We start from the raw sequence: 26974 nt of genomic DNA on the forward strand, positions 1-26974 counted from the left end.
GGGGTTCAGGGGGACGGGCGGGACAGGGCGTCCACCGAGGTCAGGCCGTGTTCGACGATGTCCACGGCGCGGTCGAGGGCGGCGCGCATCGCGGCCGGGTCGTAGCCCGCGCGGCGGCAGTGCGCGATGACCGCCTGCATGCCGCCGACCGCGATGCCGGACGCGGCGACCGCGTCGATCTCCGCGATGCCCGGACACAACTCGCGCAACAGCGCCTCGATCGCCTCCTGCGTGTGCGTCATCCGTTGCAGCGCGCGGGCCTGCAGGCCGGGCCGTTCCAGGATCAGCGCGATCTGCACGGCGCCGTACTCGCCGTGCTCGGTCACGATCGCCTCCAGGACGTCCACGACGCTGCGCCGGATCGTGTCCATCGGCGACTCGCCGGGGGTGCGGCGCAGCCGCTCGGACACCTCGGCGAGCCGGTCGTCGACCTCGGCGAAGACCACGTCCTCCTTGGACGGGAAGTAGCTGAAGAACGTCCGCGGGGACACGTCGGCCGCCGCGGCGATGTCGGCGATCGTCGTCTCCTCGTAGCCGCGCTCGGCGAACAGGCGCAGCGCGGCGGTCGCGATGGCCCGCCGGGTGCGCTGTTTCTTGCGTTCCCGCAGACCGGCCCGTCCCTGTCCGCCGTCCATGTGACGGACATTACCACGATGGCAAAGTTGCAGCTGTTGCAAATCTGCACGCTGTCCGGTTTTCTGCGGACATGGCGCGTTTTCTGGACGCCCTCGGACGTCTCTGCGTGCGGCGCCGGCGCGCGGTCTTCGAGCTGTGGTTCGCCGCGATGCTGGGCGCGGCCGTCCTCGGGCTGCTGCACGGTGGCATGTTCGTGCAGCAGAGCACGCTGCCCGGAACCGAGACGCAGCGCGCCATCGACGCCCTCTCCCGCGACTTCCCGGCGATGACCGGCCCGACCGCGACCGTCGTCTTCCACGAGACGCGCGCGGCGAGCCCCGCGGACTGGCGGGTCGCGCTCACCGTCGGCCGGTCGATCGAGAACCTCACGAAACTCGACCGGGTCGCCTTCTGCGAGAACCCCTACGCCCAGGGGATGGGCGGGTTGAGGAACGACGACGCGGTCGTCGTCCGGCTCAATTTCGCCGGGACGATGAGCGATGTCGGCGCCGCCGACCTCGACGCGCTGAACCGCGCCGTCGAGCCCGCGCGAATGGCCGGGCTCGACGTGAAGTTCGGCGGGATCGTCGCGATGATCCTCAACCAGCCGAAGGGCGGGCCGCAGGAGGGGGCGGGCATTCTGCTGGCCCTCGTGGTGCTGCTCCTGGCGTTCGGCTCGTTCCTCGCCGCGGGCATCCCGATCCTGGTGTCGCTGTGCGGCTTGGTCATCGCGTATTCGCTGGTGCACTTCTCGGCGTCGCTGTTCCAGATAGCGCCGACCGCGCCGATGGTCGCGGCGATGCTCGGCATCGGCGCGGGGATCGACTACGCGCTGTTCATCGTCACCCGCTATCGGCAACAACTCGCCGAGGGCGACGACGTCGAGACCGCGGTCGGACGCGCCCTGGCCCATTCCGGGCACGCCGTCCTGTTCGCCGGGGGAACAGTGGTCTTCGCGATCTGCGGCCTTTTCCTGTCGGGCATCGCGTTCATCGGACGGATCGGTTTCGCCGCCGCGCTCGCCGTCGCCGTCATGGTCGTCGCCGCGCTGACCCTGCTCCCCGCCATCCTCGGCGCGCTCGGCGACCGCATCGACCGCTACCGGCTGCCGCGCGTCCACCCGGACCGGAGTTCACGCAGGTGGGAGGCGTGGGGACGGCACGTAGACCGGCATGCCTGGCCGTATGCGATCGGTGCGACGCTGATACTCCTGACCCTGTCCATCCCGACGCTGAGCCTGAAGTTCGGTGTGATGGCGGACAGCATGTCGTCCCCGCGAATGGAGGCGCGGCAGGCGTACGACATCGTCGCGGAGGAATTCGGCCCCGGACACTACAGCCCGTTCGTCGTGGTCGCGACGGTCCCCGGCAAGGAAACAAGGCCCGAAAGACCGGTGCCGACCATCAAAGGCCCGCAGGGCCTCAGCGGCTTGACGGGCCCGCCCACCACCACCCCACCGGCCCCGGCACAACCAAAAGGCACCCCAGACCTGACCAAGAAGCCCGACAAACTCGCGATCCTCATAGGCCAAGAACTGCAACAACGCCTGTCCGAGGCATCGGGCGTCGTCTTCGTCGGCGACCCCGTCGTTATCGGCACGACCGCGATGGTTCAGGTCATCCCACGGGACGCACCGCACGCCGACTCGACCACCGCACTCGTCCGCCATTTGCGCGAGGTGGAGATCCCGACCGTCCGGGACGCGCACTCCGGAACGCAGATCTCCCTGGGCGGCGAGAACCCGGCCATCATCGATATCGCGACGACCGTGGGAAACCGCATGCGGAACGTCGTCATCGCCGTCGTGGGCGTCGCGCTGCTGCTCCTCGTCATCGCGTTCCGCTCGATCGTCGTCCCGGTGAAGGCGGCGCTGATGAACCTGCTGTCGATCGGCGCGTCGTTCGGCGTCGTCACGGCGGTCTTCCAATGGGGCTGGGGCGTCGGCCTGCTCGGACTCGACCAGGCCATTCCCATCATGTCGTTCGTGCCGCTGTTCATGTTCGCGCTGATATTCGGCCTGTCCATGGACTACGAGGTGTTCCTCCTGTCGCGCATCAAGGAGGAATACGAGCGAACGGGCGACCCGCACGAGTCGGTCGTGACCGGAATCGGCGCCACGGCCCGCCTCATCACCGCGGCCGCCCTAATTATGATCTTCGTGTTCGCGGGTTTCGTCCCGCAACCGGACGCAACCGTGAAAATGATGGCCCTGGGCCTGGCGGTAGCGGTCGCCATGGACGCCACAATCGTCCGCCTGGTACTCGTCCCAGCCCTGATGAGCCTCCTAGGCCACGCCAACTGGTGGTGGCCAGGCCACCCCCGCCCCAAACCACCCCCTCCAACCCCAGCCCCCAAACAGCTCGAATTCGGCCTAACGCCCTGATCCACCGAGCCTGGCACGAGCTCTATCGAGGGGATTGACGAAGCGTCCCTTGATAGGTTCTACGCGAACGACAGCCTCGGTTTCTCTCCGCGGAAAGGGGCGTCGAAAATGGCCATCGACCGCCCCACACGGAACGGCGACGCCCCTGAGAACACCGACGACCCCTGGAGTAGCGAGCCTCTGCCGCCGCTGCCCTCTGACCGCCCCGGAGCTCCTGGCAGCCCGTCCCGTGCGGAGAGCCGCCGCGCCGCCCGCGCAGCCGAGGTTCAGCCGGGTTCCCTCGACGAGACGGAGAAGACATTCAGCCCTCCCGAGGACGGGATCGTGGACGCACGGGGAAGTGGTTTGGAGCAAGCGGCGGCCCAGTCGGGTTTGGACAGGTTTCTGAAAATCAACCCGGAACGCATGCGTGCCATCAGAATAGTCGGGGACGCGTATGATATAGAGTGGCTGAGGGAATGATATGAGTAGTTATTATCAGATCTTTATTCGTGCTCCCGGAGCGGGAGAAAGAGAGGTCGCCGCGGTCGCGGCGGCGGCCGGGTGCCCGCTTGAGCCGACTGGGGAAGGCGACGATGGGGTCGCCTTTGCGGGAAGAGTCGGGTCCACCAAGGTTCAGGTGGAGCTTTCGCACGACTTCGACGACGATTATGGGATCGCTTTTTCGTCGTATCCCATGGTCGTCACGGTGATCGATCTAGAGCGTGATAAGGCACGGGAAGAAGCTTGTGTCAGAAGCATCTTCCACAGGCTCGCGGAGGGCGGCGAGTACTCGATGGTTCTGGTGTTCGATCTGTCGGTGCCGATCGACCGCTTTGACACCGCGTCGAGTTGACCCTGCGCGTACCGGCGGCCGCGGCGCGGACCATTCGAGGTTCGCGCCGCCAGCCGAGCGCACCTGCGTTGAGAAGCCGGGCCCGGCTGCTCGTGCTCGCCGGGCCGACGGCTACTTCTTCTTGCGGGACTTCTTGGGCTCGGGGGGCTTGGGGAGGGGTGGGGTGGTGGAGGCGCCCTGGTTTTTGACGGCTTCTATGGCGGCCTTGGCGGCGGCCGGGTCGAGGTATTCGCCGCCGCGCTTCAAAGGCGCGAAGTCGTCGTCGAGTTCGTAGACGAGCGGGATCCCGGTGGGGATGTTGAGGCCGACGATCTGCTCGTCGGAGACGTCGTCCAGGTGCTTGACGAGGCCGCGCAGGGAGTTGCCGTGCGCGGCGACGAGGACGGTCTTCCCGGCGGCGAGGTCGGGGACGATCGCGTCGTACCAGTAGGGCAGCATCCGGTCGACGACGTCGGCGAGGCATTCCGAGCGGGGGATCAGCTCGGACGGCAGCTCCGCGTAGCGGAGGTCGTTCACCTGGGAAAGGGGGTCGTCGTCCTTGATGGGCGGCGGCGGGGTGTCGTAGGAACGGCGCCAGATCATGAACTGCTCTTCGCCGAACTCCTCGCGCGTCTGCGCCTTGTTCTTTCCCTGGAGGGCGCCGTAATGGCGTTCGTTGAGCCGCCAGGACCGCTTGACCGGGATCCAGAGCAGGTCGGCGACGTCCAGGGCGATGTTGGCGGTGCGGATGGCCCGCTTCAGCAGCGAGGTGTGGACGACGTCCGGGGTGATGTCGGCGTCGAGCAGCAGGTCGCCGCCCCTGGTCGCCTCGCTCTCGCCCTTCGCGGAGAGGTCGACGTCCACCCAGCCGGTGAACAGTCCTTCCGCGTTCCAGACGCTTTCGCCGTGCCGCAGCAGTACCAGGGTCGCCATGGGCGAAAGCCTAGCGGCACGGCGGAAGTCACTCGCGGTTGGCCGGGTCCGCGAACGACGCGAAGGCGCGCAGGTTGGCGAGGCTCTCGCCGCGTTTGACGCGCCAGTCCCATTCGCGCTGGATGGACGTCTTGAACCCGCGTTCCAGCGCCTTGTCGAAGTTCTCGTCGGAGTAGGTGAGGACGCAGCCGAGCAGCCGGTCGATCTCGTCCGGCGACACGGACTCGAGCGCCACCCGGCCGACGAGATGGACGTCGCCGACGTCGTCCAGCGCGAACGCCACCCCGTACATCCGGCCGTTCTTCTCCAGCAGGAAACGGTAGAACTCGGTGTGGTTCTCGTCGGGACGGCGGCAGAAGAACGCCTCCACGTGCAGGCTGTGCTCGCCGACGATCAGCCACGTCATGGTGGCGAGCTTGTGCTGCCCGGGAAGCTTGACGAAGAAGGCGTTCTCGCGCGGTTCGTCGAACTCCAGCCCGGCCGCCCGCAGGCTCTCCCTGATCGTCTCGACGACGCTCAAGCGGTCACCTCCACCTGCCCGATCGGCATCGGTCCCATTTCCACAGCACCGGTATACACGTCGAGCAGGTCGTCGACGGTCGCGTCCCACCCGAAGCCGTGCGCGTGGCGGACGGCGCCGCGGGCGAGGCGGGCGTGCAGGCCGGGCTCGGCGTCGAGGCGGCGCAGCACGGCCGCGTAGTCCGCCGGGTCGTGGCCGGAGATCAGGACACCGGACTCGCCGTCCGCGACCGCCGTGCAGAGCCCGCCGACGCGGGACGCGACGACCGGCGTCCCGCACGCCTGCGACTCGACCGCGACCAGCCCGAACGACTCGCTGTAGGACGGGACGACGGTGACGTCCGCGGCCCGGTACCAGTCGGCCAGCTCGGCCTGCGGCGACGGCGGCTCGAACCGCATCACGTCGGAGATGCCGAGCCCGGCGGCGAGGTTCTGGAGCCCCTCCGGGCGCTGCCGCCCGGAGCCGCTCGGCCCGCCGACGATCGCGACGACGAGGCGGCGGCGCAGCGACGGGTCGTCCGCGAGCATCCGGGCGACGGCGCGGAGCAGGACGTCCGGCGCCTTCAGCGGCTGGATGCGGCCGACGAACAGCAGCACGTAGGCGTCCGAGGGCAGGCCGAGGCGGCGGCGGGCGGGGCCCGGCCCGCGCGGGACGAGCGACGGCTCGGGCCGGAACACCGACAGGTCGACGCCGGGGCTGACGGTCGCGACCCGCGCCGGGTCGGCGCCGTAGAGGTCGACGAGCTCGCGGGCCTCCTTGGCGGTGTTGGCGACGAGCTGGTCCGACGACGCGACGACCTGCTCCTCGCCGAGGACGCGCTCGTCCGGTTCCGGCCGGTCGCCGTCCGCGAGCGCCGCGTTCTTGACCTTCGCCATCGTGTGCATGGAATGGACGAGCGGGACGCCCCAGCGCCGCTTCGCCGCCCATCCGGCCTGCCCGGACAGCCAGTAGTGCGTGTGGAGGAGGTCGTAGTGCCCCGGCTCGTGCATCGCCTCGACGCGCAGGATTCCGGACGTGAAGCCGCAGAGCTGCCGGGGCAGCTCGGTCTTGTCCAGCTCCTCGAACGGCCCGGCGACGACGTTGCGGACGAGCACGCCCGGCGCCAGCTCGACGACGGGCGGCATCGCGCGGCAGGTGGCGCGGGTGAAGACGTCGACCTCGACACCGCGCTCGGCCAGCCGCTTCGCCACCTCGACGACGTAGACGTTCAGGCCGCCCGCGTCACCGGTGCCCGGCTGGTCGAGAGGGGAAGTATGAACACTGACGGTCGCAACCCGGTTGATACGACGCGACACCGGACATCACCTCCGTTCATGCAACCTATCGACCGTGTCGCCTGTTCCCCCGCCGAGGGGCCCGTCCGGCGATCGCGGGACGCGCGTGCGAGGCGCGGGCGCGGGCCTGGGAGGCTGGGCGCATGCGGAAGACGGCGGTAGTGACCGGAGCAAGCAGCGGGATCGGGGCGGCCACGGCGCGTCGCCTCGCGGCGGAGGGGTTCCATGTCGTCCTGGCGGCGCGGCGCCGCGACCGGCTGGACGCCCTCGCCAAGGAGATCGCCGAGGACACGCCGGGGGCGGGACGGGTCGCGGCCGTGACCCTGGACGTGACGTCCCAGGAGTCCGTGGACGCCCTCGCGGCGGCGGTCGGCGGCTGCCACGTCCTCGTCAACAACGCGGGCGGCGCGCTCGGCCTGGACCCGGTCGCCACCGCCGACCTGGACGAATGGCGCGCCATGTACGACACGAACGTCCTCGGGCTGGTGCGCGTCACGAAGGCGCTGCTGCCGGAGCTGATCGCGAGCGGCGCGGGCCACATCGTCAACATCACCTCGCTGGCCGCGCACGTCGCCTACGAGGGCGGCGGCGGGTACAACGCGGCCAAGTACGCGGCCTACGCGGCGAACGAGGTGCTGCGCCTCGAACTGGTCGCCGAGCCGGTGCGGGTCACCGAGATCGCGCCGGGCCTCGTGAAGACCGAGGAGTTCTCGCTGGTCAGGTTCCACGGGGACGCGGAGCGGGCCGCCAAGCCGTACGAGGGCGTGCCCGAGCCGCTGGTCGCGGACGACGTCGCGGACTGCGTGGCCTGGGCGGTGACCCGTCCGCCGCACGTGAACATCGACCGGATCGACGTCCAGCCGCGCGTGCAGGCGGCGCCGCACCGGCTTCACCGGGAGGTGTAGGGCGCTACCGCCGTCCAGGGGAGGGTCACCTCACCGAGTCGCCACCGGTTTCTTCCCCCGTAGGGCGGACGGGTGACGACGGGATGCGTCCGGGCGAGCAGCGCGACCGCCTCCACCCAGCGGGCGCGCGGCCCGAACGCCGAGTGCGGCGCGGCCGTCGCCCAGCAGCGGTCGAAGGCCGCCAGCAGGTCGTGGACGGGCTCGCCCGGCACGTTCCGGTGGATCAGCGTCTTCGGCAGCCGCTCCGCCAGCGCCGACGGACGCTCCAGCGTGGGCAGATGCGCGGCGAAGGTGATCGTCCGCGGGCCGTCCGGGGTGAGCGTCGCCCAGACCGCGCGGCGGCCGATCTCGTCGCACGTCCCCTCGACGAGGACGCCGGACGGGTCGAGCCGCGCGACCAGGTCGTCCCAGGCCCGCCAGGCGGCGTCCTCACCGTACTGGCGCAGCACGTTGAACGCCCTGACCAGCACGGGCGGGCGCGGGACGGGCAGTTCGAACCCGCCGCGCCGGAACGACAGGCCGTCCAGGCGGCGGGCGGCGAGCACGGCGGCCCCGGCCGCCACGCGCTCCGCGTCGATCTCGACGCCGACGACCTCCAGCCGCGGCGACACGGCGCGCAGCCGGGTGAACAGCTCGACGGTCGTGACCGGGGACGCCCCGTACCCGAGGTCGACGGCCAGCGGGCGCGCGCCCGCGCGCAGCGGCCCACTCTGGGTGGCGGCGATCCAGCGGTCCACGCGGCGCAGCCGGTTCGGGGCGGTGGTGCCGCGGGTCACCTCCCCCCGCGGCTTCGGGATGGGGGGCACCGGGTCATTGTTCCGTGTCGTCCCGAATGCTCCGTACGCCGCGATATCTGCACGCCGCGATATCGGTGGCCGGGACGGGCGGCTGTACGGCGGGGCGGCGGGCGGGCGATCATAGGCGGATGCCCGACCTGTCCCGGCTGCTCGCCGATCTGGCCGCCGAAGGCGACTCCCTCGACGCGCTGGTCGCGCCGCTGCCCGCCGCGCGCTGGGCGGACCCGACCCCCGCCGAGGGCTGGACGATCGCGCACCAGATCGCCCACCTCGCCTGGACGGACGGCCAGGCGACGGTCGCCGCCACCGACGCCCCCGGGTTCGCGAAACTCCTGGAAGCGGCCATCGCCGACCCCGGCGACTACGTCGAGGCGGGCGCGCGGGAGGGCGCCGCGGACGACCCGGCGCGGCTCCTCACCCGCTGGCGCGACGGCCGCCGCCGCGTCGTCGGCGCGCTCGCCGCCGTCCCGGCGGGGGAGCGGCTCCCGTGGTTCGGGCCGCCGATGAGCGCCGCGTCCATGGCGACCGCGCGGCTGATGGAGACGTGGGCGCACGGCGAGGACGTCGCGGGCGCGCTCGGCGTCCGCCGCGCGCCGACCGGACGGCTCCGGCACGTCGCGCACATCGGCGTCCGGACCCGCGACTTCGCGTTCCGCAACCGCGGCCTGGAACCGCCGGACGGCGAGTTCCGCGTCGTTCTCGAAGGCCCGGACGGCGACGCCTGGACGTGGGGTCCCGCCGACGCGCGCCAGTCGGTCACCGGCCCGGCGCTCGACTTCTGCCTCGCCGTCACGCAGCGCCGGAACCGCGCCGACCTGGCCCTCGTCGCCACCGGCCCGGACGCCGACCGCTGGCTGGACGTCGCCCAGGCGTTCGCCGGTCCGCCCGGCCCAGGACGTCCGCCGAGCTGAGAAGACGTTCAAGCCGCGCTCTCGTGGACATCCCTCGCCTATGACGATCCTCATCGCCTACGACGGGTCGGACGACGCGCGGGCCGCGCTCGACTTCGCGGCGCGGCGCCTCCGTCCCGAGCCCACCGTAGTGATCAGTGTGTGGGAGCCGCTGCTGCTGCAGTTCGCCTGGGCGCCGCTCGTCGCGGAGACGCCGGCCGGCCCCGATCCCGAGCCGAACGACCAGTTCGAGGAGGAGAAACAGGCGGAACACCTCGCGCGGGAGGGCGCCGACATCCTCCGGGAGGCCGGGCTCAGCGACGTGCGGACGCTCGCCGAGCGCGGCGGCGGCCCGGTCTGGAGCGCCATCGTCGACGTCGCGGACGAACTGGACGCGTCCCTCGTCGTCACCGGCTCGCGCGGCCTCGCGGGCGCCCGGTCGCTGATCCTCGGGAGCGTGTCGACGCGCGTCCTGCACCATGCGCGGCGGCCGGTGCTGGTCGTCCCGCCGAAACAGGAGAAAGAGAAAGAGGGCTGACGGTCAGGGGGCGCCGACGGCGCGCTCGAACGCCTCGTAGGCGTCCGCCGTGAACAGGACGAAACGCGCGTCACGCACCTTGGACGGCGTGGACCGGACCGTGCCGACCGCGATCCGGGCCGCGTCGTCGATCGGCCAGCCGTAGATGCCCGCCGACACGGCCGGGAACGCGATCGACTCGACGCCGAGCTCGTCCGCGACGCGCAGCGACTCCCGGTAGCAGGAGACGAGCTGGCCGGACCGGTCCTCGGACGACGAGTACACCGGCCCCACCGTGTGGATCACCCAGGTCGCGGGGAGCCGGCCCGCCGTCGTGGCGACCGCCTGGCCGGTCGGCAGGCCCCCGCCGTAGTGGGACGCGCGCAGCTTGCGGCAGTCGTCGAGGATCTCCGGGCCGCCCTTGCGGTGGATCGCCCCGTCCACGCCGCCGCCACCGAGGAGGGAGGAGTTCGCCGCGTTGACCACGGCGTCCACGTCCTGCTCCGTGATGTCGCCCCGGACCAGAGAGATCTTCACGTGCGCCCCTTCTCACGTTGCCGCGGAACCCGTCAGAAGAGAAGAATTCTCCCTCGGGCCGTCCGTGAAACGCGTTCGGCGGCTCCCGGCGGTACGCTCATGGCGGACGAGGCACCGGGGGCGGTTCGGCTCGTCCGACTTCGTCCGGCCGACGCCGTGGGGGGCTCCATGCGGAGGGCCGGACGTGAACAGTGGAACATTGACTGCCTATCCTGCCGTCGAGACGACCACAAAGGCGTGCAAGTCGTGGAGGTTACCCCCTTGAAGATTCTCCTCGCCGGAGCGACCGGAGTCGTCGGTCGCCGGCTGATCCCGCTGCTCGTCCAGGCGGGCCACGAGGTCGCAGGGACGACACGCCGGACCGAGCGCGCCGACCTGCTCCGCGGCCTCGGCGCCACGCCGGTCGTCGTGGACGTCCTCGACGCCGCCGCCGTCCGCGCGGTGATGGCGGACGTGCGCCCGGACGCAGTGATCCACCAGCTCACCGATCTCAGCGCCGAAGACTTCGACGCCAACTCCCAGCTGCGCATCGAGGGCACGCGCAACCTGGTCGACGCCGCATTGGAGGCGGGCGTCGAGACCATGATCGCGCAGAGCATCGCCTGGCTGTACGTGGGCGGCGGCGCCCCGGCCGTCGAGACCGACCCGCTGGACGCCTCGCTCCCGCCATACGCGGGCGTCGCGGCGCTGGAGGAGGCGGTCGCGGAGATGCCGCGCGGCGTCGTGCTCCGCTACGGCGCCCTCTACGGGCCCGGGACCTGGTACGCGCCGGACGGCGCGATCGCCGAGCGGGTCCGCGCGAACACCCTGCGCCTGGCCCCGTCCTGGACGTCGTTCGTGCACGCCGACGACGCGGCGTCCGCCGCGCTGGCCGCGCTCGACTGGCCGGCGGGCCCGGTCAACATCGTCGACGACGAGCCCGCCACCACGGCCGACTGGCTGCCCGTCTACAGCGCGGCGCTCGGCGCGCCGACGCCGGGCAACGCCGGGAAGCACGCCGCCACGACGGGCCGCCCGGTGTCGAACGAGAAGGCGCTCAGCCTCGGCTGGAAGCCGTCGGTCGCGTCCTGGCGCACCGGCTTCGCCCAGATGGACGGCGCCTCCGGCGCGGAGGGCGCGGCCCGCGCGGACGCCCGGGTGAACGGCCGCGCGGACGGCACCGCCCGCACCTACTGATCGAACAAAACGGATACTTCCGGCGGAACGTGACAAAACAAACTGAGTCGGGGGGCTCAGTCGAACTGGAACGAGCGCTTCGCCAGCCCGAACCAGTACCCGTCGATGACGGCCCGCCGCCGCTCCTGGTCTCCGGCGCCGGTCGCGGCGGTCGTCGCGGCTCCGAGCGCCACGAAGAGCGGCGCGAAGTGTTCCGTGCGTGGATGGGCGATCCGGGCCGCCGGAGCCTTGGCGCGGAAGTCGAGGAGGGCGTCGACGTCGCCGTTCCGCACGGCCTCGTCCGTCCAGGCGTCGAACTCTGCCGACCAGGCGGGCGGGGGCTCGTCCGCGCCGGGCGGCATCTCGCGCAGGTTGTGCGTGGTGAAACCGCTCCCGACGATGAGGATGCCCTGGTCGCGCAGTGGCGCGAGCGTGCGGCCGACGTCGTAGAGCCGCGCCGGTTCGAGTGACGGCATGGACATCTGGAGCACGGGGACGTCGGCGTCCGGATACATCTCCACGAGCGGCACGTAGGCGCCGTGGTCGAGGCCGCGCGCCTCGTCCCGGTGCACGCCGGGGATGAGTTTGCTCACGTCGTCGGCCAGCTCCGGCGCGCCGGGCGCGTCGTACCGGACGCGGTAGTAGTGCTCCGGGAACCCCCAGAAGTCGTACACGAGCGGTGTCCGGCGGGTGGCGCCGACGGTCAGCGGCGCCTCCTCCCAGTGCGCGGACACCATCAGGATCGCCTTCGGCTTCGGCAGTTCCGCCGCCCAGCGGGCCAGTTCGTCCGTCCAGACGGGGTCGTCCGCCAGGGGCGGGGCGCCGTGGCTGAGGTAGAGCACGGGCATCCGGGTCGTCATGTGGTTTCCCCCTCTTTTACTTCAGATTTCAACTATATCCTGAAGGGGTGGTTGAACGTTCAAGTCTTGAAAGTTCAAACTCTTGGGTAGAGTAAGTGGTATGACCGAAACGACGGACACGCGATGGCTCGACGCCGATGAGCAGGAGACCTGGCGCGCCTTCCTGTGGACGTCGCGCCTGCTGAACGAGGCCCTCGACCGGCAACTCCAGCGCGACTCCGGCATGCCGCACGCCTACTACATGATCCTCGCGATGCTGTCGGAATCGCCTGGTCGCGCCCGCACCATGACAGAGCTGGCGGAGATCGTGTACTCGTCGCCGAGCCGCCTGTCGCACGCCGTCAACCGGCTGGAGGAGGCGGGCTGGGTCCGGCGCACCAAGCACGGCGCCGACCGCCGCACCACGATCGCCGAACTGACGGACGCGGGGTATGCCGCTCTGGCCGAGGCCGCACCAGGACATGTCGCCGAGGTAAGGCGGCATCTGTTCGACCCGTTGACGCGCGAGCGCATGCTGGAGTTCCGCGAGACGCTGCATGCACTCCTCGCGGTCCTCGACCCGAACCGCGAGGCCCCCTGCGCCCGCGACCTCGGCTAGGACGCGTTTGGCCGGAGCCTCGGTCGGCTGCCTCGGTCGGCGCCTTGGTTGGGGCCTTGGTTGGGGCCTTGGTTGGGGCCTTGGTTGGACGCCTCGGCTAGGGGCGTCGGTTAGGCGTCCTGGCTGGGGCGTCGCCGGTCAGGCGTCCGCGAACTCGATCGCGTGGGTCTTCGCCTCGGGGTGGGCGGCGGCCAGGAGGCGCAGGCCCTCCTCCTCCAGGGCGGTCCGCGCGGGCTTTGGGACCGGGGCGAACGGGGTGATGCGCAGCACCGCCCCACCGCGCTTCTTCTCGATCTTCCACATGCCGTGGACGAACCCGTCCACCAGATACGTCGCGCGGATGATGCCGTTCACCGTGAAGATCCGGGCGCGGTGCTCCTCGGTGATGATCCGCGCCCGGTCGGCGTGGGAGAGCACCAGGTTGTCGAAGTCGGGGACGAACCTGACCGGCGCGGGCGTCTCCGGATCGGGGCGCGGCGCGTCCGGCAGGTCGTAGAGCGTGCGGCCGTTCTCGTCCCGGAAGGCCAGCAGGCGGGGCGCGAGGCGCTCGACCACCTCGCCGAGCCGCCCGAGGCCCGACCAGTGCTGGACGTCCCGGACGCTCGCCGGCCCGAACGCGGCGAGGTAGCGCAGCACCAGTTCGTCCATGGACATCTCGCGGCGCGCCGCCGGATCGTCGTCCAGCCAGGCGTCGAGCGTGGTGTGCCGGGCGACGCCCGACGCGCCCCAGACCCCGCGCGGGGGCACTTGGACGAGCGGGAGTTGCAGCCGGACGGCCCACCCGAGCAGTGCGGCGTCGTGGTCGGGGAACCGCTCGGCCAGCAGGGCGCGCAGTTCCTTGTCGGTGCGCGGGTCGTCCTCCAGGAGCTTGCGCGCCTCGGCGGTGATCGTGTCGAGGTCGACGCCGTCCAGGTCGGCCGCGCGGGACTTCAGGTGGTTGTCCAGGACGGCCTGGGTCAGCGGACGCAGGGACACCGCGTCCCGGGCGCTGACCAGGTGGAGCGTCCCGCGCATGAGCACGATCCGGAGCGCGCGGCGGCTGGTCATCAGCTCACCGACCTCGCCGAAGTCGAAGTCGTCGAGACGGCTCCACAGGCCGATGTAGGGCGGGTTCGGCGCCTGCGACTGCATGCCGACGAGGTGCTCGATCGCGTCCATCACCGGGATCGCGCGGCGTTCCAGCAGCATCTGGCGCGCCAGCAGCGCCCGGTTCAGCGCCCGCCGGTCGAGCGTCTCGGGTTCGGCGTTCACGGGGGTTGCCTTCAAGATCTCGGCTTTCGGTCGTCGGGTCTCACGCTGTCGGCCTTTGCAGGGCCAGGTCTGGCGGTGTCGGCTTTCGAGGGGCCGACTTCTGAGGGGCCGGGTCGCGCGGTGTCGGCTTTGTCGGGCTTTGTGGGGTCAGGCGTCATAGCGGTCCCTGAGTTCGGGCCAGGTGGGCGGAGGGCCCGGCAGTTCCGCTTCGCCGGTGAGGTGCAGCGCGTCCAGCATGAGGGCCAGGTAGCGGTGTTGCAGGCGGTTCATGCGGGCGTCGTCGCCGATCCGGATGCCGTGCAGGTACTCCAGGATCACAGAAATGTCGCCGACCTCGATCTCAGGACGCAGCGCGCCCGCCGCCCGGGTGCGCTCCAGCAGCCGCTTCGTCGCGAGGTGGATCTCCTGGCCCTTGCGGCTCATCTCCTCGCTGACCTCGAAGCTGCCCGCGAGCCGCATGGTGAGGGAACCGGCGCCGATGTCGAGGCAGCGGCGCATGAAACCGGCGAACGCCTGCCAGGGGTCGCCGTCGTCGTCCAGGGCGGTGCGGACCTCGGCGAGATAGCGGTCCATGCCGTCGTCGGCGAGCTTCTGGAGGAGGTCCTCCTTGCTCTTGTAGCGGCGGTACAGCGCGCTGATCCCGACCCCGGCGTGCTCGGCGACCGCCGAGATCGGCGCGCCGGGGTCGGCGGTGAACACCGCCCGCGCCGCCTCCTTGATCAGCTCGTCGTTGCGCGCCGCCTGGGCCTTGCGCCCGCTCATGGGCGCCGCTGCCGTCGTGTCCATGCGTCCATACTAAAGGGAACGAACAATTCCGTTCTACTAAGGCCGGGGGTTGACTTGGTGGAGGGCGGCGGGGCAAGGTGAACATGTGTTCATGAACGAGCGTTCATAACGACGCGAGCGGGGGTCATCGCATCATGGAGATCGTCAACACGCACCAGGCCGAGGCGTGGAACGGGTACGAGGGACGGCACTGGGCCGACCACCACGCGCGCTACGACGCCATGAACGGCGGGTTTAACGAGTTCCTGCTGGACGGCGCCGCCATCGGCCCGCGCGACCGCGTCCTCGACATCGGCTGCGGGAACGGGCAGGTCACCCGGCTCGCGGCGCGCCGGGCCGGGCTCGGCGCGGCGACGGGCGTGGACCTGTCCGGCCCGATGCTCGCCCGCGCCCGCTCGCTCGCCGCGGAGGAGGGCGTCGCGAACGTGACGTTCGAGCAGGGCGACGTCCAGGTCCATCCGTTCGACGAGGGCGCCTTCGACGTGGCGATCAGCCGGGTCGGGGTCATGTTCTTCGCCGACCCGGTGGCGGCGTTCGGGAACGTCCGGCGGGCGCTGCGCGCGGAGGGACGGCTCGCGTTCCTGTCCATGGCGCCGCTCGGCGGCACCGACCTCGGGACGGTCCTCGCCGCCCTCCCGCCGCTCCCCGAACCGCCCGCCGGTGACCAGGGACCGCTGTCGCTGTCCGATCCCGACCGCGTCCGCGAGATCCTGGAGGGCGCCGGGTTCCGCGACGTCGCCGCCCGCCGGGTGGAGGCCGACCAGATCTTCGGACGGGACGCGGACGACGCCGCCCGCTTCCTCGCCGACTGGGGCCCGATCCGCCACAACCACGGCGACGGCGACGAGGTCTTCCAGGCGCTCCGCGCCGCGACGAAGCCGTTCGAGCGTGCCGGCGCCGTCCGGCTGCGCGGCACGTCCTGGCTGGTCACGGCGCGGGCGTGAGGGCGCGCCGCCCGGCCCGGCCGGACGGCGGTCCAGGTCATTTACGATGCCGGATGATGTCACCTAGAAGAGCCGCCGGCGCGGGGGACCGGACCCTGCGCGAGCACCTCCTCGCCACCGCCGAGCGGATGATCGCCGAGCGCGGGACGGCGGGCCTCACCGTCCGGGCGATCGCGCGGGAGGCGGGCGTCGCAGACGGCGTCCTCTACAACCACTTCGCGAACAAGGAGGAACTCCTCGGCCACGCGCTGCGCGCCCGCGCGGACACGATCATGCGCGGCCTCGGCCCGCTCCCGGCCGCCGGCACGGGCACGGTCGCGGACAACCTGCGCGTCTACGTCCGGCACGGGCTGACCCTGCACAACGGGCTGCTGCCCGCGCTGGCCGGGCTGATCGCGCAGCCGGACGTCCTCGTCCGGTTCGCGGCGCTGAGCGGCGGGAGCGGCGACTGGCGGCAGCGGCTCGCCGCCTACCTGCGCGCCGAGCGCAACCTGGGCCGCCTCGCCCCGGGAGCCCGGGTCGAGGCCGCCACCTCGATGATCGTCGGGGCGTGCCACGAGCCGGTGCTGTCGGCGCTGTTCCAGGGCGGCGGCGTCGCGCAGCCGCTCCCGCCGGACGCCGTGGACGACCTGGTAACCGCCGTCCTCGACGGCCTCACCGCTCGCTAGGAGGCCGCCGCCCGCTGCGAAGCCGCCGCCCCGCTATGAAGCCGCCGCCGCACTCAGGAAGCCACCGCCTCGCGCTAGGAGGCCATCGCGGTGCGGACCTCCTTGAGCGTCCGGTCGGCGATCGTGTTGGCGCGTTCGTTGCCCTCGGCCAGGACTTCGCGCAGGTAGGCCCGGTCCGCGACGAGTTCGGCCCGGCGGGCGCGGATCGGGCGCAGGAACTCGTTCACCGAGTCGGTGACGGTCTTCTTCAGCGCGGACGCCCCGCCGTCCCCGATCTCGGCGGCGACGGCGTGCGGGTCGCGGTCCTGGCAGAGCGCGGCCAGCAGCACCAGGTTGGACACCTGCGGACGGGTCTCCGGCGCGTACGCGATCCGCCGCTCGGTGTCGGTCACGGCGCGCTTGATCAGCCGGGCGGTCACGTCCGGGTCCGCGGAGAGGGCGATGGCGTTGCCGCGGCTCTTGCTCATCTTCTGGCCGTCCGTCCCGAGCAGGCTCGGCGCGGGGGACAGCAGCGCGTCCGGGACGGGGAACACCGGCCCGTACCGCTCGTTGAAGCGGCGCGCGATCGTCCGGGTGATCTCCTGGTGCGGGAGCTGGTCCTTGCCGACGGGGACGAGGTTGGCCTTGCAGAACAGGATGTCCGCGGCCTGGTGGACGGGATAGGTGAACATCAGCCCGCTGACCGACGCCTGCCTGGACGCGGCGATCTCGTCCTTCACGGTCGGGTTGCGCCGCAGCTCCGCGACCGACACGAGGGACAGGAAGGGCAGCATGAGCTGGTTCAACGGCGGGACGGCGCTGTGCCGGAAGATCGTCGCCGTGGACGGGTCGATCCCCACCGCGAGATAGTCGGCGACCAGCCCTTCGACGTACTCGGACAGGTTGTCCGCGACGTCCCGGTCGGTCAGCACCTGGTAGTCCGCGACCAGCACGAACAGGTCGACGCCCGCCCGCTGGAGGCGGACGCGGTTGGCGAGGGTGCCGAAGTAGTGGCCGAGGTGCAGCGGCCCGGTCGGACGGTCCCCGGTCAGGATTCGGAATGCTCCGGGATCGGCGGCGATGCGGTCTTCGAGGACCGCGCTGCGCCGCGCGGCCGCCTCGATGGTTTCGGGGGTTTCGGGGCTGGTCGTGCCCATGGGTGTCTCTCCTCGATCTTCGGTGGTGTCCGATGCGAGCCGCGTCCGTCCGTCCGGCCGGACCGGCCCCGGGTCGTCGAGGAAAGGGAAAGGGCCGTCCGGTGGACGGCCCTGCGCGTGCGCGGTTTCGGCCGTCCTAGGACGGCCACCAACCAAGGCACACGGTTCGCTGCATGCCGTCCAGGATAGACCACCAGAAGCGGCTGCTCCTAGATAATCTGGAACGGAACCAAATTGGTACCCTGGGGGTATGACCTCGATGGCCCCCGCCCGCACCGAGACCGACCTGTCCTTCCTGCTCGACCACACCGGACACGTCCTGCGCAGCCGCATGACCGCCGCGCTCGCCGAGATCGGGCTCACGCCGCGGATGCACTGCGTCCTGGTGCACGCGCTGGAGGAGGAGCGCACCCAGATCCAGCTCGCCGAGATCGGCGACATGGACAAGACGACGATGGTCGTGACGGTGGACGCCCTGGAGAAGGCCGGTCTCGCGGAGCGGCGGCCTTCGTCCAGGGACCGGCGGGCCAGGATCATCGCGGTCACCGAGGAAGGCGCCCGCGTCGCCGCGCGCAGCCAGCGGATCGTGGACGGCGTCCACGAGGCGGCCCTCGGCTCTCTCCCTCCCGCCGACCGCACCGCCCTGGTCAAGGCGTTGAACGCGCTGGTCAGCGGGCATCTGGCCACGCCGTCCGAGACCGCGACCCCGGCCCGCCGGGCACGCGAGCGCGCAAAATAGGTCCGTCAAGGATCGTCTGTAACAAAACCATCTGCTACGGTCTCTCTTGTTGGCTCTGACCTCAGGAGATGACCATGTCCTCCGTGTTTCGATCCCGCTGGGCGGCGCTCGGCGTGCTGTCCGCCACGATGCTGATGACGATCCTGGACGGCAGCATCGTCACCGTCGCGACCCCCGCCATCCAGGACGACCTCGGCTTCTCGCCCGCCGGGCTGAGCTGGATCATGAACGCCTACCTGATCCCGCTCGGCGGCCTGCTCCTCCTCGCCGGACGGCTCGGCGACCTCGTCGGCCGCCGGACGCTCTTCCTCGCCGGGAACGCCGTCTTCACGGCCGCGTCCGTGCTCGCCGGTGCCGCCACGACGTCCGGCCTGCTGATCGCCGCCCGCCTGTTGCAGGGCGTCGGCAGCGCCCTCGCCTCCGCTGTGGTCCTCGGCATCCTCGTCACGCTGTTCACCGAACCGCGCGAACGGATCAAGGCGATCGGCATATTCAGCTTCACCGGGGCCACCGGCGCGTCCATCGGACAGGTGCTCGGCGGCGTCCTCACCGACGCGCTGAGCTGGCACTGGATCTTCCTGATCAACCTGCCGATCGGGATCGCCACGATCCTGCTGGCCCTGCCCGCCCTGCCGCGCGACCGCGGCATCGGCCGCAGCGGGGGCGCGGACATCGCCGGGGCGCTGCTCGTCACGTCCGGGCTGATGCTCGGCATCTACACGATCGTCAAGGTCGAACGGTACGGCTGGCTCTCCACGCACACGCTCGGCCTAGGGGCGGTGTCGGTGATTTTGCTGGCGGGGTTCGTCGTCCGCCAGGCACGCGCGGCGACCCCCCTGATGCCCTTGCGAATTCTGCGTTCCCGCAACGTGTCGGGGGCGTACGTGGTCCAACTGCTCGCGTTCTCGGCGATGTTCTCATTCCAGGTCATTGTCGCGCTCTACATGCAGAAAGTCCTCGGCTACGACGCGCTGAAGACAGGTCTCGCGATGCTCCCGGCCGCCGTCGCGATCGGCGTCGTGTCGCTGTTCGTCTCGGCGCGGCTGTCGAACCGGTTCGGCGAACGCCTCGTGCTGATGGCCGGGCTCGTCTTCCTGGCCGGCGCGATGACGTGGCTCACGACCGTCCCCGTGGACGCGGACTACGCCACCGACCTCCTTCCCGTGTTCGTCCTGATCGCCGGGGCGGGGCTGGTCCTGCCGTCGCTGACCGGACTCGGCATGTCCAGCGCCCGCCCGGACGACGCCGGACTCGCGTCCGGGCTGTTCAACACCGTCCAGCAGGTCGGGATGGCGCTAGGCGTGGCCGTCCTGACGACCCTCGCCGCGTCCCGCACCACCGACCTCCGCGCGGCTGGCCGAGACGAGCCCACCGCGCTGACCGGCGGCTACCACCTGGCGTTCGCGGTATCGGCGTCCCTACTGGCAGCAGCGCTGCTGGTGTCACTGCTCGTGCTGCGCCGCCCGACGCCCCCGTCGCCCGCCACCGCGCCGACGGAGACCGTCCCCACCAACGCTTGAAGGGAACCATGATGTCGACCGAGTACGGCCCCGGACAGGGCCCCGGCCCCAAACCGATCACCGACGACGACCTCAGCCGTCTGCTCGGCGAACAGCAGTTCGCCGTCCTGGCGCTGAACAAGCCGAACGGCCACCCGCACCTTTCGACCGTCGTCCATTCCTGGGATCCGGTCGAGCGCGTCGCACGCATCTCCACGACGGCGGGACGCGCCAAGGTGAAACACATCCGCAACGACCCGCGCGTCGCCCTTCACGCGTCCGCCCCCGACCACCTGTCCTTCGCGGTAGCCGAGGGCACGGCCGAACTGTCCCCGGTCAGCCGGACCCCGGGCGACGCGACCGGCCTCGAACTGCTCTCGCTAACGCCGGGCTTTACCTCCACAGCCGACGAAGAAGCATTCCTAGAACAAATGGTGAAAGACGAACGCCTGGTAATCCGCCTACACACAACCCGCCTCTACGGAATAGCCCTGTACACGTGACCGACCCTCAGGCAACCCTCAGCCCTCAGCAGGAGGCGCGGCTTGAGCGCGGGACGTGGCGCACGAGGCCTAAGCGTGGAGCGGGTCCAGATCAGCCCTTAGCCCTCAGCCCGAGGCGCGGCTTGAGCGCGGGACGTGGCGCACGAGGCCCAGCGTGGAGCGGGTCCAGAGCGCGGCGCGTGCGGGCGCCCGCGTTGTCGGCGACAGGGTGCGTATGGGGCCGGAGGTCCGCTGGGTAGCGCAGCGCTGACTGCGGGAGTGGTGGTGCTCCTGACCCGGGGGGCGGTCAGTGGGGGAGGACGAGGAGGATCAAGGGCATGGTGGCTATGACGGGGACGGCGACCGTGGCGGCGAGGCGGGTGGTGCGGGGGAGCGGTTCGGGCTCCAGCAGCCGGTTCACCCGGGCCATCACCGGGATGTTGCCGTGGGACGCGACGCCGAGCGTGCCGGACGGTGCGGCGGCCGGGCGGGCGGCGGCGAACCTGAGCAGCGCCGTCGCCAGCTCGCGCGCCGGACGTCCGTGCCGGGCCCGGTCGTCGGCCGCCATCTCGATCAGCAGCTCCACCGCGTCCAGGCAGCGTCCGACCAGACGGAACTGGGGGAACACCTGGCGCAGGGACGCGAACGGCAGCAGCACCAGGTCGTGCCGCTCGCGGGCGTGGGCGCGCTCGTGCGCGAGCACGGCGGCCAGCTCGCCGCGATCGAGCAGTTCCAGCGTCCCGGCGCTGACGACCACCTTGGACGAGCGGACGCCCGGCACGCAGTACGCCGCCGCGCCCGGGTGGTCGAGGACGAGCGTCCCCGGTACGGCCGAGTCGCGGCGCGACACCAGCGCGAGCAGCGCCCGGTGCCGCCGCCTCGCCCGCACGACGCGGACGACCGCGTACATCAGCATCACCAGCAGCACGGCGGTCAGGCTGATCGCGGCGAGCAGCGCGGCGACCTGCACCGCGTTGAGCCGGGCGGCCTGGTCGTCGTACAGGCCGGGCAGCCCGCCGAGGACGCCCTTCCCGTACGGGAGCAGCGCGAGGCCGAGCAGCGCGCCGATCGTGGCGACGCCCCAGCACAGCCCGAGGGCCTGCCAGAGCGCGATCCCGAGCCGCGGGGTCCGCCACGTCCACCTGGCTTGGGACAGCAGGTGCGCCCCGCCGACGGTCCCCAGGGAGATCAATGCGAGCAGGGCGGTGCCGGTCATGCCGGAGGTTCCTTACTCGTGATGCCGGCCAGTGCCTGACGGATCACGTCGATCTCGTCCTCCGAGACGGAGCGCACGAAATGGGCGAGCGCGGCGTCCCGGTCGCCGGTCTCGGCCAGAGCGCCCAGCATCAGCTCCGTGACATAGCCCTCCCGGCTCGCGACCGGACGGTAGCGCCAGGCGCGACCGTCCCGTTCACGCTCCAGGAAGCCCTTCTTGGCAAGCCTGTCCAGCACCGTCATGACAGTAGTGTGCGCCAGGTCGCGGTCGCCCGCGAGCGCACGGCTGACATCACGCGCGGTCGCCGCGGGGTGACCGGCGTCCTCCCGCGCCCAGAGGACCTCCATGACCGTGCGTTCGAGCTCTCCCAGACCTTTCACGGCACCCAGATTATCCGAGGGTCCGGACAGTGACCACGTCAGGTAGTACTACCGCCGGTAGAGGGCCCCACGAGGCCCAGCTCGTAGGCGATGATCACGAGCTGGACGCGGTCGCGTGCGTCCAGCTTGGTGAGCAACCGCGCCACATGCGCCTTAGCGGTGGCCGGACTGATGAACAGCTCCTTGGCTATCTCCTGGTTGGACCTCCCGCGCCCGACCAGGATCAACACCTCCCTCTCCCGCTCCGTGATCCCTTCGACCCGCCCCACCGAAGCCCCCGACACGGACACCCGCACGCCCCTCTGCACAGAAGGACCTCCCCGCACGACGTCACCCCCCTCACCAGACCTCTCCCCAGGGGCGGAACCCTGCGCCGACCTATCCGCAGCCACACCCTCCTGAGGAGAAGGCGACAGCTCCGCGGACGCCCGTCCACCCCCGTCCCCAGGCACCCGCCCAACCCCCGACACCAGCCCAGACGCCCGCCCAGGCGGCCCTTGCCCAGCCGCCCGCGCGGGCGCCGTCTGCCTAGATGCTTGCGCGGGTGGCGTCTGCGCGGCTGTTTGCGGGGGTGGAGCCTGCCCGGGTCCCCGTGCGGGCGGTTCTTGCCCAGACGACCGTGCGGGTGGCGTCTGCCTCGATGTCTGCTCGGATGGGGCCTGCCCAGAGGTTGGTGCGGACGGCGTCTGCCCGAACGACCCCGGGGGCGCTGTTTGCCCGGACGTCCGTGGGGGCGGCGTCGGCTCGGCTCGCCGTGCGGGCGGTGCTTGTCCGGGCGGCTGTGTGGGCGGTGTCTGCCCCGACCTTCGCGCGGATGGGGTCTGCCCAGAAGTGCGCGCGGGCGGTGCCTGGCCTGAGGGTTGCGCGGGTGTTGGTGTTGAGGGGGCCGGTTGGCGGTCGGTCGCCGGGGATTGTACGGGGTTTCTCGTTGGCGGCTCTGAATATGTAGGCGGTGGCGGAGCGGGTTGCGTAGGACGTGCGGCGAACTCTGCGATCAGCCGGCGGGTGACGCTTGGCGCGATCAAGGCGTCCCCCTTCGCGACCACGCGAATCGCGGAGAGGATCTCCTCCAGCGCCATGTCCTTGACCAGGAACCCGCTGGCCCCCGCCCGCAGCGAGCCGTACACGTACTCGTCGTCGTCGAACGTGGTCAGCATCAGGACGTGCACCTCCCTGGCCCGCGCGGTGATCTGCCGGGTGGCCTCGATGCCGTCCATGTCGGGCATGCGGATGTCCATCACGACCACGTCGGGACGGGCCTCCTCCACCAGCCGGACTGCTTCCGCACCCGTCCCCGCCTCCCCGGCGATCTCCAGGTCGGGCGTGTCCGCCACCAGCACCCGCAGCCCGGCGCGGATCAGCGGCTGGTCGTCCGCCAGCACGACCCGGATCGGGACGCCCGCCGACGGCCCCGTCGTAGGCCCCATCGACGCCGTCACTGGACCGTGGTGGGGACGGGGATGGTCGCCGCCACCCGGAAGCCGCCGCCACGACGTGGTCCGGCCGTGAACCCGCCGTGGAGCAGGCTGACGCGTTCTCGCATGCCCGCGATGCCGTAACCGGCGCCGACCACGCCGCCCCGCCCCTCGTCGTCTATCTCGATGGCCAGATCCTTGTCCCGGTAGGTGATGGTCACGCGGCACTGGTCGGTGTCCGCGTGCCGGACGACATTCGTCACCGCCTCCTGGACGATCCGGTACGCGGACAGGTCGACGTCCGGTGGCAACGGTCTTCGTTCGCCGAACCAGCGGAGTTCGACGCGTACGCCCGCGTCCCCCGTCGCGCGGACGAGGGCGTCAAGGTCGCCAAGGCCGGGTGTGGGGCCGAGCGGCGCCGCCTCGGGTGCGTCCTTGCGGAGAGCGGTGACCATGCGGCGCAGCCCGGCGAGGGTGTCGCGGCTGGTGACCTCGATGGCGTCCAGCGCGTTGCGCGCCGCCGCCGGCTGCGTGTCGATGACCCGTCCGCCGACCCCCGCCTGGATGGCGATGATGCCGATGCTGTGCGCGACCATGTCGTGCAGCTCGCGGGCGATCCGAAGCCGTTCGGCGGCGACGGCCTGCGCCAGCGCCTGCTCGCGCATCGCCACCGCGTGTGTGCGCCGGACCTGGATCGAGTTCCCCAGCAGCCAGGTCACGCTGGCCGCCAGGACCATCGTTGTGATCAAGAACTCGTTGATGTGCAGGAACGACATGACCGCCAGGAACTGGACCCCGAGCGTGACCCCGAAGACAGTGACCGAGACTCCGCGCGGGCGGGCGGCCGCGACGTAGCCGACGCCGAGATCGGTGAGCAGGATCAGCAGGGCGGCGACGGTCCCGTTATGCATCTGGAGGAGGCCCCAGGTCCAGGCGAAGAGCAGAATTCCCTGCACCTTGAGCGGGTGGCGGATCATCAGTACCGCGAGCAGGACCGTGAGCGTGGCCGCGACGACCATCTCCGGCGTGACGTAACCATTACGGCGGCTGAATAGCGCCAGGAAGACGAAGAACGGGTAGAGGACGGCCCCGGACCACGCCAGCGCCGTCCACGCGGTGTGGCGCGCTCGGGCTGTGCGGCTCAGCGGCAGGGCGGACATGCGGCCGATCGTAACCGCCGGGCCGCGGCCCGCACATTAGCCTGCGGGCTTAATCCTTGAGGCTACATCCGCCCGCCGTTCGCAGATGTAGCCCGTAGCCCAATGCGGCGGGGCATCGACCGCGGCCAGCGTTGTCCGGCATGAAGCGTTGGCTGACGTTGGTCCTGGCGATCGAGGTTTTGGGAGTCGTCGTGTTCTCCCTCGCCTACGATTCCCTGGACTTCCGCATCTATTGGCTCGGCGGGCACGTGGTAATGGACGACGCGCGCCTGTACGAGGAGCAGATCGCCGCACATTGGTACACCAACACGCCTTTCATGGCCGCGCTGTTCACGCCGATGGCCGCCATCCCGCTCACGGTCGCCAGACTGCTGTGGCAGCTCGGCTCGCTGGCGGCGTTCGTATGGGCGTGCGCGTTGACGGTGAGGCTGTCCGGCAGGAGCGCGCCCCTGAAGGCCGTCGTGGCCGCAGGCCTGCTCCTCGCGCCGGTCTGGCATTCGTTCTTCCAGGGCCAGGTCAACCTGCTCCTACTCGCGCTCGTTCTCGCCGACATGCACCGTGTAGCGCAGGGACGTTCCGCCGGAATCGGCATCGGCATCGCAACCGCGATCAAGCTGACGCCGGCCATCTTCGTCGTCCTGCTCCTGGTCACGCGACGCACCAGGGACGCGTTCACCGCCACCGGAACATTCGCCGTCTGCACCCTTCTCGCCTACGCCATAGCCCCGGATGCGTCCCGCCTCTACTGGTTGCACACCTTTTATGACACGTCCCGAGTAGGCGTCACATACATCAGTAACCAGTCGCCGAACGGAACGCTCAACCGAATTCTGCGAGGCACCGCCGAAGTAGGGGATTGGTATGCCGCGATTCCATTGACGATCGGCATTGTCGGGCTCGCGCTCGCTGTCGTCTGGGTGAAGCGAGGCGACTGGCTGACCGCCACGGCCATCACGGGTGTGACCGGCTTGCTGGTCTCCCCCATTTCCTGGGCGCATCACTGGGTGTGGATTCTCCCCGCCCTGGCGGTGCTGATCCGGAACGGCGATCGTGTCATAGCGGCGTGCGGCTACGTCCTGTTCGCGCTCGCCCCCATGTGGTGGACGCCCCACAACGGCGACCCGCGCGAGTACGGGATCAACCTGCTGACACCGGTCGCCAACTGCTACCTGATCGCCGGCCTGTTCTTCCTCTCCTACACGGCCGTCCGCCTCCACCGACCACCCCCCAACGAGCCCACCACCCACCCTCCAGCCCGCGAGCCCACCCGCGACCTCATCCCGAAGCCCGACCGCGAGTTCGACCCGCAGCCTGACCATGCACTCGCCCTAGCCCCTCGACAGGGAGTCCAGCCGCAGGCCAGCCTTGGAGCCCGGCCGTGAGTCCGCCAGCAGCCTCGCCCTCGCCCGGAGCCCGGCCGTGGGCTGGTGCCAGAGCTACGCCGCGGGCTCGCTCTGGAGGGGGCTTCCTGTGCCTGGCTCGAAGCCTGGCCTGGAGCTTGGCCCGGTGCGTGGTCGTGGGCTTGATTTGGAGGTCGGTCTGGGCGATGGGGCTCGGACGCAACGGTGGGCTAGACGACGACTGCCAGGGGTTTCTCATGAGCTTTGCGAGGGCCGTGCCCGCCTCTGATCTGGGGATCGGGCACGCGTGCCGGGCGCGGAGTCCTCCGGGCGGGAGCCGTGTCGGTGGATGACGATGGCAGGGATGGGAGCGTCCACGCGCGGATGACGAGGGTGTCCGAGACGGAGATGCGGAAGGGAAGGCTATACACACTGGGACGGCCTTCAGTGTGTATTGTGGCGCCCATGGCGAGACTCAACATCACGCTGCCGGACGAGCTTGCCGCCACGTTGCAGGGGCTCGCGGAGGACAAGAAGATCGCCTCTGTGTCCGGCTTCCTCGCGGACGGCGCACGCCTCAAGCTGGCGTACCTGCGGGACGAGTCGACGATCGACGACCTGTTCGGCCCGCCGAGTCCCGACGAGCAGGCGATGGTCGACCGGCTGGTTGAAGGCGGCACGCCGAACCGCCGGGACGTCGCGTGATCACCGGTCACGTCTTCGACGCGACCGCACTCCTCGATCTCGCCACCGGGAAGACCGTCTACGTCCGAGCCAGGCTGCGTGCCTCGATCGCGCAGCATGCCACGATCGTCATCCCCGCCACCGCACTGGCGCGTGCCTGGCAACTCGTCCCCGATCACGGGCGTGCGGTGCTGGAGCGGCTCCCCGGCATGCAGGTCGTGCACGTGGACGACCTGGACGACGTCATCGCCCAGCAAACCGGGCTCCTCGTCACCACGATCCCGAACCTCGGCATGGACGCGGCGCAGGCCGCCTGGTCCGCGCGGTGGCGGCGCTGGCCGCTGGTCACCGCGGAGCCCGGCCAGTACGCGGCCGTCCCCGGCGTCCGCGTCGAGCAAATCCCCTAACGCACCCGACAAGTCCCTAACGCACCCGAGCGAATCCCCTAACGCACTGGGCAAAGCGCCGCAGCCGCA

The 26974-nt window shown here is 70.9% G+C and carries 29 protein-coding genes and 2 pseudogenes; 16 read left to right on the plus strand and 15 right to left on the minus strand.

Annotation, left to right across the window (positions count from 1 at the left end; genetic code table 11):
- Positions 1-5: 5 nt before the first annotated feature.
- Positions 6-635, minus strand: a complete 630-nt coding sequence (locus FXF68_RS37165; protein WP_148767509.1) for a TetR family transcriptional regulator — start codon at positions 633-635, stop codon at positions 6-8.
- 71 nt (positions 636-706) lie between these two features.
- Between FXF68_RS37165 and FXF68_RS37170 the strand changes: the two genes are divergently transcribed.
- The 3 genes from FXF68_RS37170 to FXF68_RS37180 all read left to right on the plus strand — a co-directional run bounded on the left by FXF68_RS37170 (position 707) and on the right by FXF68_RS37180 (position 3833).
- Positions 707-2998, plus strand: a complete 2292-nt coding sequence (locus FXF68_RS37170; RefSeq protein WP_148767510.1) for an MMPL family transporter — start codon at positions 707-709, stop codon at positions 2996-2998.
- A 108-nt stretch (positions 2999-3106) separates the two neighbouring features.
- Positions 3107-3460 carry a hypothetical protein gene (locus tag FXF68_RS37175; RefSeq protein WP_148767511.1) on the plus strand — a complete coding sequence of 118 codons (354 nt, stop codon included), beginning with the start codon at positions 3107-3109 and terminating at the stop codon, positions 3458-3460.
- A 1-nt stretch (position 3461) separates the two neighbouring features.
- Positions 3462-3833, plus strand: a complete 372-nt coding sequence (locus FXF68_RS37180) for a hypothetical protein (protein WP_148767512.1) — start codon at positions 3462-3464, stop codon at positions 3831-3833.
- A gap of 111 nt (positions 3834-3944) precedes the next feature.
- Here the strand turns inward: FXF68_RS37180 and FXF68_RS37185 are convergent, their stop codons facing one another.
- Genes FXF68_RS37185 through mshA form a run of 3 tightly spaced genes read right to left on the minus strand, consistent with a single transcriptional unit; the run spans position 3945 to position 6560 of the window.
- On the minus strand, positions 3945-4745 hold the full coding sequence (locus tag FXF68_RS37185; RefSeq protein WP_148767513.1) for a phosphoglyceromutase: 801 nt from the start codon (positions 4743-4745) through the stop codon (positions 3945-3947).
- Between the two features lie 28 nt (positions 4746-4773).
- Positions 4774-5265: a type III secretion system chaperone family protein gene (locus tag FXF68_RS37190; protein ID WP_148767514.1), complete on the minus strand. Its 492-nt coding sequence runs from the start codon at positions 5263-5265 to the stop codon at positions 4774-4776.
- The gene (mshA, locus tag FXF68_RS37195) at positions 5262-6560 is read right to left on the minus strand and encodes a D-inositol-3-phosphate glycosyltransferase (protein ID WP_148767515.1); all 1299 of its coding nucleotides are present in this window, start codon (positions 6558-6560) and stop codon (positions 5262-5264) included. Before mshA ends, FXF68_RS37190 begins: the two co-directional genes overlap by 4 nt.
- A gap of 122 nt (positions 6561-6682) precedes the next feature.
- On the opposite strand from mshA, the gene FXF68_RS37200 reads away from it, so the two are divergent.
- Positions 6683-7444: an SDR family NAD(P)-dependent oxidoreductase gene (locus FXF68_RS37200; RefSeq protein WP_148767516.1), complete on the plus strand. Its 762-nt coding sequence runs from the start codon at positions 6683-6685 to the stop codon at positions 7442-7444.
- On the opposite strand, the gene FXF68_RS37205 is transcribed toward FXF68_RS37200, so the two are convergent.
- Positions 7429-8250 carry a class I SAM-dependent methyltransferase gene (locus FXF68_RS37205; RefSeq protein ID WP_246179147.1) on the minus strand — a complete coding sequence of 274 codons (822 nt, stop codon included), beginning with the start codon at positions 8248-8250 and terminating at the stop codon, positions 7429-7431. The two genes, FXF68_RS37200 and FXF68_RS37205, sit on opposite strands and share 16 nt — an antisense overlap.
- Before the next feature lie 119 nt (positions 8251-8369).
- Here FXF68_RS37205 and FXF68_RS37210 point away from each other — a divergent pair, with 119 nt between their 5' ends.
- Positions 8370-9152 carry a TIGR03084 family metal-binding protein gene (locus tag FXF68_RS37210; RefSeq protein ID WP_148767517.1) on the plus strand — a complete coding sequence of 261 codons (783 nt, stop codon included), beginning with the start codon at positions 8370-8372 and terminating at the stop codon, positions 9150-9152.
- 40 nt (positions 9153-9192) lie between these two features.
- Positions 9193-9669, plus strand: coding sequence for a universal stress protein (locus FXF68_RS37215; RefSeq protein WP_148767518.1), 477 nt, complete (start codon positions 9193-9195; stop codon positions 9667-9669).
- 3 nt (positions 9670-9672) lie between these two features.
- On the opposite strand, the gene FXF68_RS37220 is transcribed toward FXF68_RS37215, so the two are convergent.
- A complete protein-coding gene (locus FXF68_RS37220; protein ID WP_148767519.1) occupies positions 9673-10185 on the minus strand; it encodes an O-acetyl-ADP-ribose deacetylase in 513 nt (170 codons plus the stop codon).
- 261 nt (positions 10186-10446) lie between these two features.
- Here FXF68_RS37220 and FXF68_RS37225 point away from each other — a divergent pair, with 261 nt between their 5' ends.
- Positions 10447-11361 (plus strand): NAD-dependent epimerase/dehydratase family protein, encoded by a 915-nt coding sequence (locus tag FXF68_RS37225; RefSeq protein ID WP_148767520.1) that lies wholly within the window; start codon positions 10447-10449, stop codon positions 11359-11361.
- A 56-nt stretch (positions 11362-11417) separates the two neighbouring features.
- Here the strand turns inward: FXF68_RS37225 and FXF68_RS37230 are convergent, their stop codons facing one another.
- Complete coding sequence (locus FXF68_RS37230) at positions 11418-12200, minus strand: dioxygenase family protein (RefSeq protein WP_148767521.1); 783 nt, start codon at positions 12198-12200, stop codon at positions 11418-11420.
- A gap of 100 nt (positions 12201-12300) precedes the next feature.
- Between FXF68_RS37230 and FXF68_RS37235 the strand changes: the two genes are divergently transcribed.
- Entirely contained in the window at positions 12301-12798 is a 498-nt protein-coding gene (locus tag FXF68_RS37235; RefSeq protein ID WP_148767522.1) for a MarR family winged helix-turn-helix transcriptional regulator, read from the plus strand.
- Positions 12799-12936: 138 nt separating this feature from the next.
- Here the strand turns inward: FXF68_RS37235 and FXF68_RS37240 are convergent, their stop codons facing one another.
- Together FXF68_RS37240 and FXF68_RS37245 are read right to left on the minus strand one after the other, a co-directional pair.
- Positions 12937-14049: a winged helix DNA-binding domain-containing protein gene (locus tag FXF68_RS37240; RefSeq protein ID WP_246179148.1), complete on the minus strand. Its 1113-nt coding sequence runs from the start codon at positions 14047-14049 to the stop codon at positions 12937-12939.
- Between the two features lie 147 nt (positions 14050-14196).
- On the minus strand, positions 14197-14835 hold the full coding sequence (locus FXF68_RS37245) for a TetR/AcrR family transcriptional regulator (RefSeq protein WP_246179149.1): 639 nt from the start codon (positions 14833-14835) through the stop codon (positions 14197-14199).
- A 134-nt stretch (positions 14836-14969) separates the two neighbouring features.
- On the opposite strand from FXF68_RS37245, the gene FXF68_RS37250 reads away from it, so the two are divergent.
- Together FXF68_RS37250 and FXF68_RS37255 are read left to right on the plus strand one after the other, a co-directional pair.
- Positions 14970-15779, plus strand: coding sequence for a class I SAM-dependent methyltransferase (locus tag FXF68_RS37250; RefSeq protein ID WP_222870273.1), 810 nt, complete (start codon positions 14970-14972; stop codon positions 15777-15779).
- A 56-nt stretch (positions 15780-15835) separates the two neighbouring features.
- A complete protein-coding gene (locus tag FXF68_RS37255; protein ID WP_148767524.1) occupies positions 15836-16447 on the plus strand; it encodes a TetR/AcrR family transcriptional regulator in 612 nt (203 codons plus the stop codon).
- 74 nt (positions 16448-16521) lie between these two features.
- Here FXF68_RS37255 and trpS read toward each other — a convergent pair whose 3' ends face one another.
- The gene (trpS, locus tag FXF68_RS37260) at positions 16522-17583 is read right to left on the minus strand and encodes a tryptophan--tRNA ligase (protein ID WP_148767525.1); all 1062 of its coding nucleotides are present in this window, start codon (positions 17581-17583) and stop codon (positions 16522-16524) included.
- A gap of 250 nt (positions 17584-17833) precedes the next feature.
- Between trpS and FXF68_RS37265 the strand changes: the two genes are divergently transcribed.
- The 3 genes from FXF68_RS37265 (at position 17834) to FXF68_RS37275 (ending at position 20324) form a co-directional block, all read left to right on the plus strand.
- On the plus strand, positions 17834-18322 hold the full coding sequence (locus tag FXF68_RS37265) for a MarR family winged helix-turn-helix transcriptional regulator (RefSeq protein WP_148767526.1): 489 nt from the start codon (positions 17834-17836) through the stop codon (positions 18320-18322).
- Between the two features lie 74 nt (positions 18323-18396).
- Entirely contained in the window at positions 18397-19842 is a 1446-nt protein-coding gene (locus FXF68_RS37270) for a DHA2 family efflux MFS transporter permease subunit (RefSeq protein WP_148767527.1), read from the plus strand.
- 8 nt (positions 19843-19850) lie between these two features.
- Complete coding sequence (locus FXF68_RS37275; protein ID WP_246179150.1) at positions 19851-20324, plus strand: TIGR03618 family F420-dependent PPOX class oxidoreductase; 474 nt, start codon at positions 19851-19853, stop codon at positions 20322-20324.
- A gap of 286 nt (positions 20325-20610) precedes the next feature.
- On the opposite strand, the gene FXF68_RS37280 is transcribed toward FXF68_RS37275, so the two are convergent.
- From FXF68_RS37280 to FXF68_RS37300, 5 genes and pseudogenes are all read right to left on the minus strand, one after another.
- Entirely contained in the window at positions 20611-21519 is a 909-nt protein-coding gene (locus FXF68_RS37280; RefSeq protein ID WP_148767528.1) for a M56 family metallopeptidase, read from the minus strand.
- On the minus strand, positions 21516-21899 hold the full coding sequence (locus FXF68_RS37285) for a BlaI/MecI/CopY family transcriptional regulator (RefSeq protein ID WP_148767529.1): 384 nt from the start codon (positions 21897-21899) through the stop codon (positions 21516-21518). The genes FXF68_RS37280 and FXF68_RS37285 overlap by 4 nt, the downstream gene beginning before the upstream one ends.
- A gap of 38 nt (positions 21900-21937) precedes the next feature.
- Positions 21938-22159 (minus strand): annotated as a pseudogene (locus tag FXF68_RS44285) (response regulator transcription factor); the annotation flags it as partial.
- Between the two features lie 846 nt (positions 22160-23005).
- Positions 23006-23326: pseudogene (locus tag FXF68_RS37295) on the minus strand (response regulator); the annotation flags it as partial.
- An 8-nt stretch (positions 23327-23334) separates the two neighbouring features.
- Entirely contained in the window at positions 23335-24474 is a 1140-nt protein-coding gene (locus tag FXF68_RS37300; RefSeq protein ID WP_148767530.1) for a sensor histidine kinase, read from the minus strand.
- Between the two features lie 140 nt (positions 24475-24614).
- Between FXF68_RS37300 and FXF68_RS37305 the strand changes: the two genes are divergently transcribed.
- From FXF68_RS37305 to FXF68_RS37315, 3 genes are all read left to right on the plus strand, one after another.
- Complete coding sequence (locus FXF68_RS37305; protein WP_148767531.1) at positions 24615-25856, plus strand: glycosyltransferase 87 family protein; 1242 nt, start codon at positions 24615-24617, stop codon at positions 25854-25856.
- A 423-nt stretch (positions 25857-26279) separates the two neighbouring features.
- Entirely contained in the window at positions 26280-26519 is a 240-nt protein-coding gene (locus FXF68_RS37310) for a ribbon-helix-helix domain-containing protein (protein ID WP_067898808.1), read from the plus strand.
- Positions 26516-26905, plus strand: a complete 390-nt coding sequence (locus tag FXF68_RS37315; protein ID WP_067898811.1) for a hypothetical protein — start codon at positions 26516-26518, stop codon at positions 26903-26905. The genes FXF68_RS37310 and FXF68_RS37315 overlap by 4 nt, the downstream gene beginning before the upstream one ends.
- Positions 26906-26974 lie beyond the last annotated feature (69 nt).

The sequence above is a fragment of the Actinomadura decatromicini genome, assembly GCF_008121305.1.
Lineage (GTDB): Bacteria > Actinomycetota > Actinomycetes > Streptosporangiales > Streptosporangiaceae > Spirillospora > Spirillospora syzygii.

Bases quoted from the DNA above. Each gene is read 5' to 3' on its own strand.
- FXF68_RS37230 (WP_148767521.1), bottom strand. From the start codon at position 12,200: ATGACGACCCGGATGCCCGTGCTCTACCTCAGCCACGGCGCCCCGCCC.
- FXF68_RS37250 (WP_222870273.1), top strand. From the start codon at position 14,970: ATGGAGATCGTCAACACGCACCAGGCCGAGGCGTGGAACGGGTACGAG.
- FXF68_RS37310 (WP_067898808.1), top strand. From the start codon at position 26,280: ATGGCGAGACTCAACATCACGCTGCCGGACGAGCTTGCCGCCACGTTG.
- trpS (WP_148767525.1), bottom strand. From the start codon at position 17,583: ATGGGCACGACCAGCCCCGAAACCCCCGAAACCATCGAGGCGGCCGCG.
- FXF68_RS37245 (WP_246179149.1), bottom strand. From the start codon at position 14,835: ATGGACACGACGGCAGCGGCGCCCATGAGCGGGCGCAAGGCCCAGGCG.
- FXF68_RS37255 (WP_148767524.1), top strand. From the start codon at position 15,836: ATGTCACCTAGAAGAGCCGCCGGCGCGGGGGACCGGACCCTGCGCGAG.
- FXF68_RS37185 (WP_148767513.1), bottom strand. From the start codon at position 4,745: ATGGCGACCCTGGTACTGCTGCGGCACGGCGAAAGCGTCTGGAACGCG.
- FXF68_RS37270 (WP_148767527.1), top strand. From the start codon at position 18,397: ATGTCCTCCGTGTTTCGATCCCGCTGGGCGGCGCTCGGCGTGCTGTCC.
- FXF68_RS37175 (WP_148767511.1), top strand. From the start codon at position 3,107: ATGGCCATCGACCGCCCCACACGGAACGGCGACGCCCCTGAGAACACC.
- FXF68_RS37200 (WP_148767516.1), top strand. From the start codon at position 6,683: ATGCGGAAGACGGCGGTAGTGACCGGAGCAAGCAGCGGGATCGGGGCG.
- FXF68_RS37265 (WP_148767526.1), top strand. From the start codon at position 17,834: ATGACCTCGATGGCCCCCGCCCGCACCGAGACCGACCTGTCCTTCCTG.
- FXF68_RS37235 (WP_148767522.1), top strand. From the start codon at position 12,301: ATGACCGAAACGACGGACACGCGATGGCTCGACGCCGATGAGCAGGAG.
- FXF68_RS37215 (WP_148767518.1), top strand. From the start codon at position 9,193: ATGACGATCCTCATCGCCTACGACGGGTCGGACGACGCGCGGGCCGCG.
- FXF68_RS37165 (WP_148767509.1), bottom strand. From the start codon at position 635: ATGGACGGCGGACAGGGACGGGCCGGTCTGCGGGAACGCAAGAAACAG.
- FXF68_RS37275 (WP_246179150.1), top strand. From the start codon at position 19,851: ATGATGTCGACCGAGTACGGCCCCGGACAGGGCCCCGGCCCCAAACCG.
- FXF68_RS37280 (WP_148767528.1), bottom strand. From the start codon at position 21,519: ATGACCGGCACCGCCCTGCTCGCATTGATCTCCCTGGGGACCGTCGGC.
- FXF68_RS37210 (WP_148767517.1), top strand. From the start codon at position 8,370: ATGCCCGACCTGTCCCGGCTGCTCGCCGATCTGGCCGCCGAAGGCGAC.
- FXF68_RS37170 (WP_148767510.1), top strand. From the start codon at position 707: ATGGCGCGTTTTCTGGACGCCCTCGGACGTCTCTGCGTGCGGCGCCGG.
- FXF68_RS37180 (WP_148767512.1), top strand. From the start codon at position 3,462: ATGAGTAGTTATTATCAGATCTTTATTCGTGCTCCCGGAGCGGGAGAA.
- FXF68_RS37305 (WP_148767531.1), top strand. From the start codon at position 24,615: ATGAAGCGTTGGCTGACGTTGGTCCTGGCGATCGAGGTTTTGGGAGTC.
- FXF68_RS37300 (WP_148767530.1), bottom strand. From the start codon at position 24,474: ATGTCCGCCCTGCCGCTGAGCCGCACAGCCCGAGCGCGCCACACCGCG.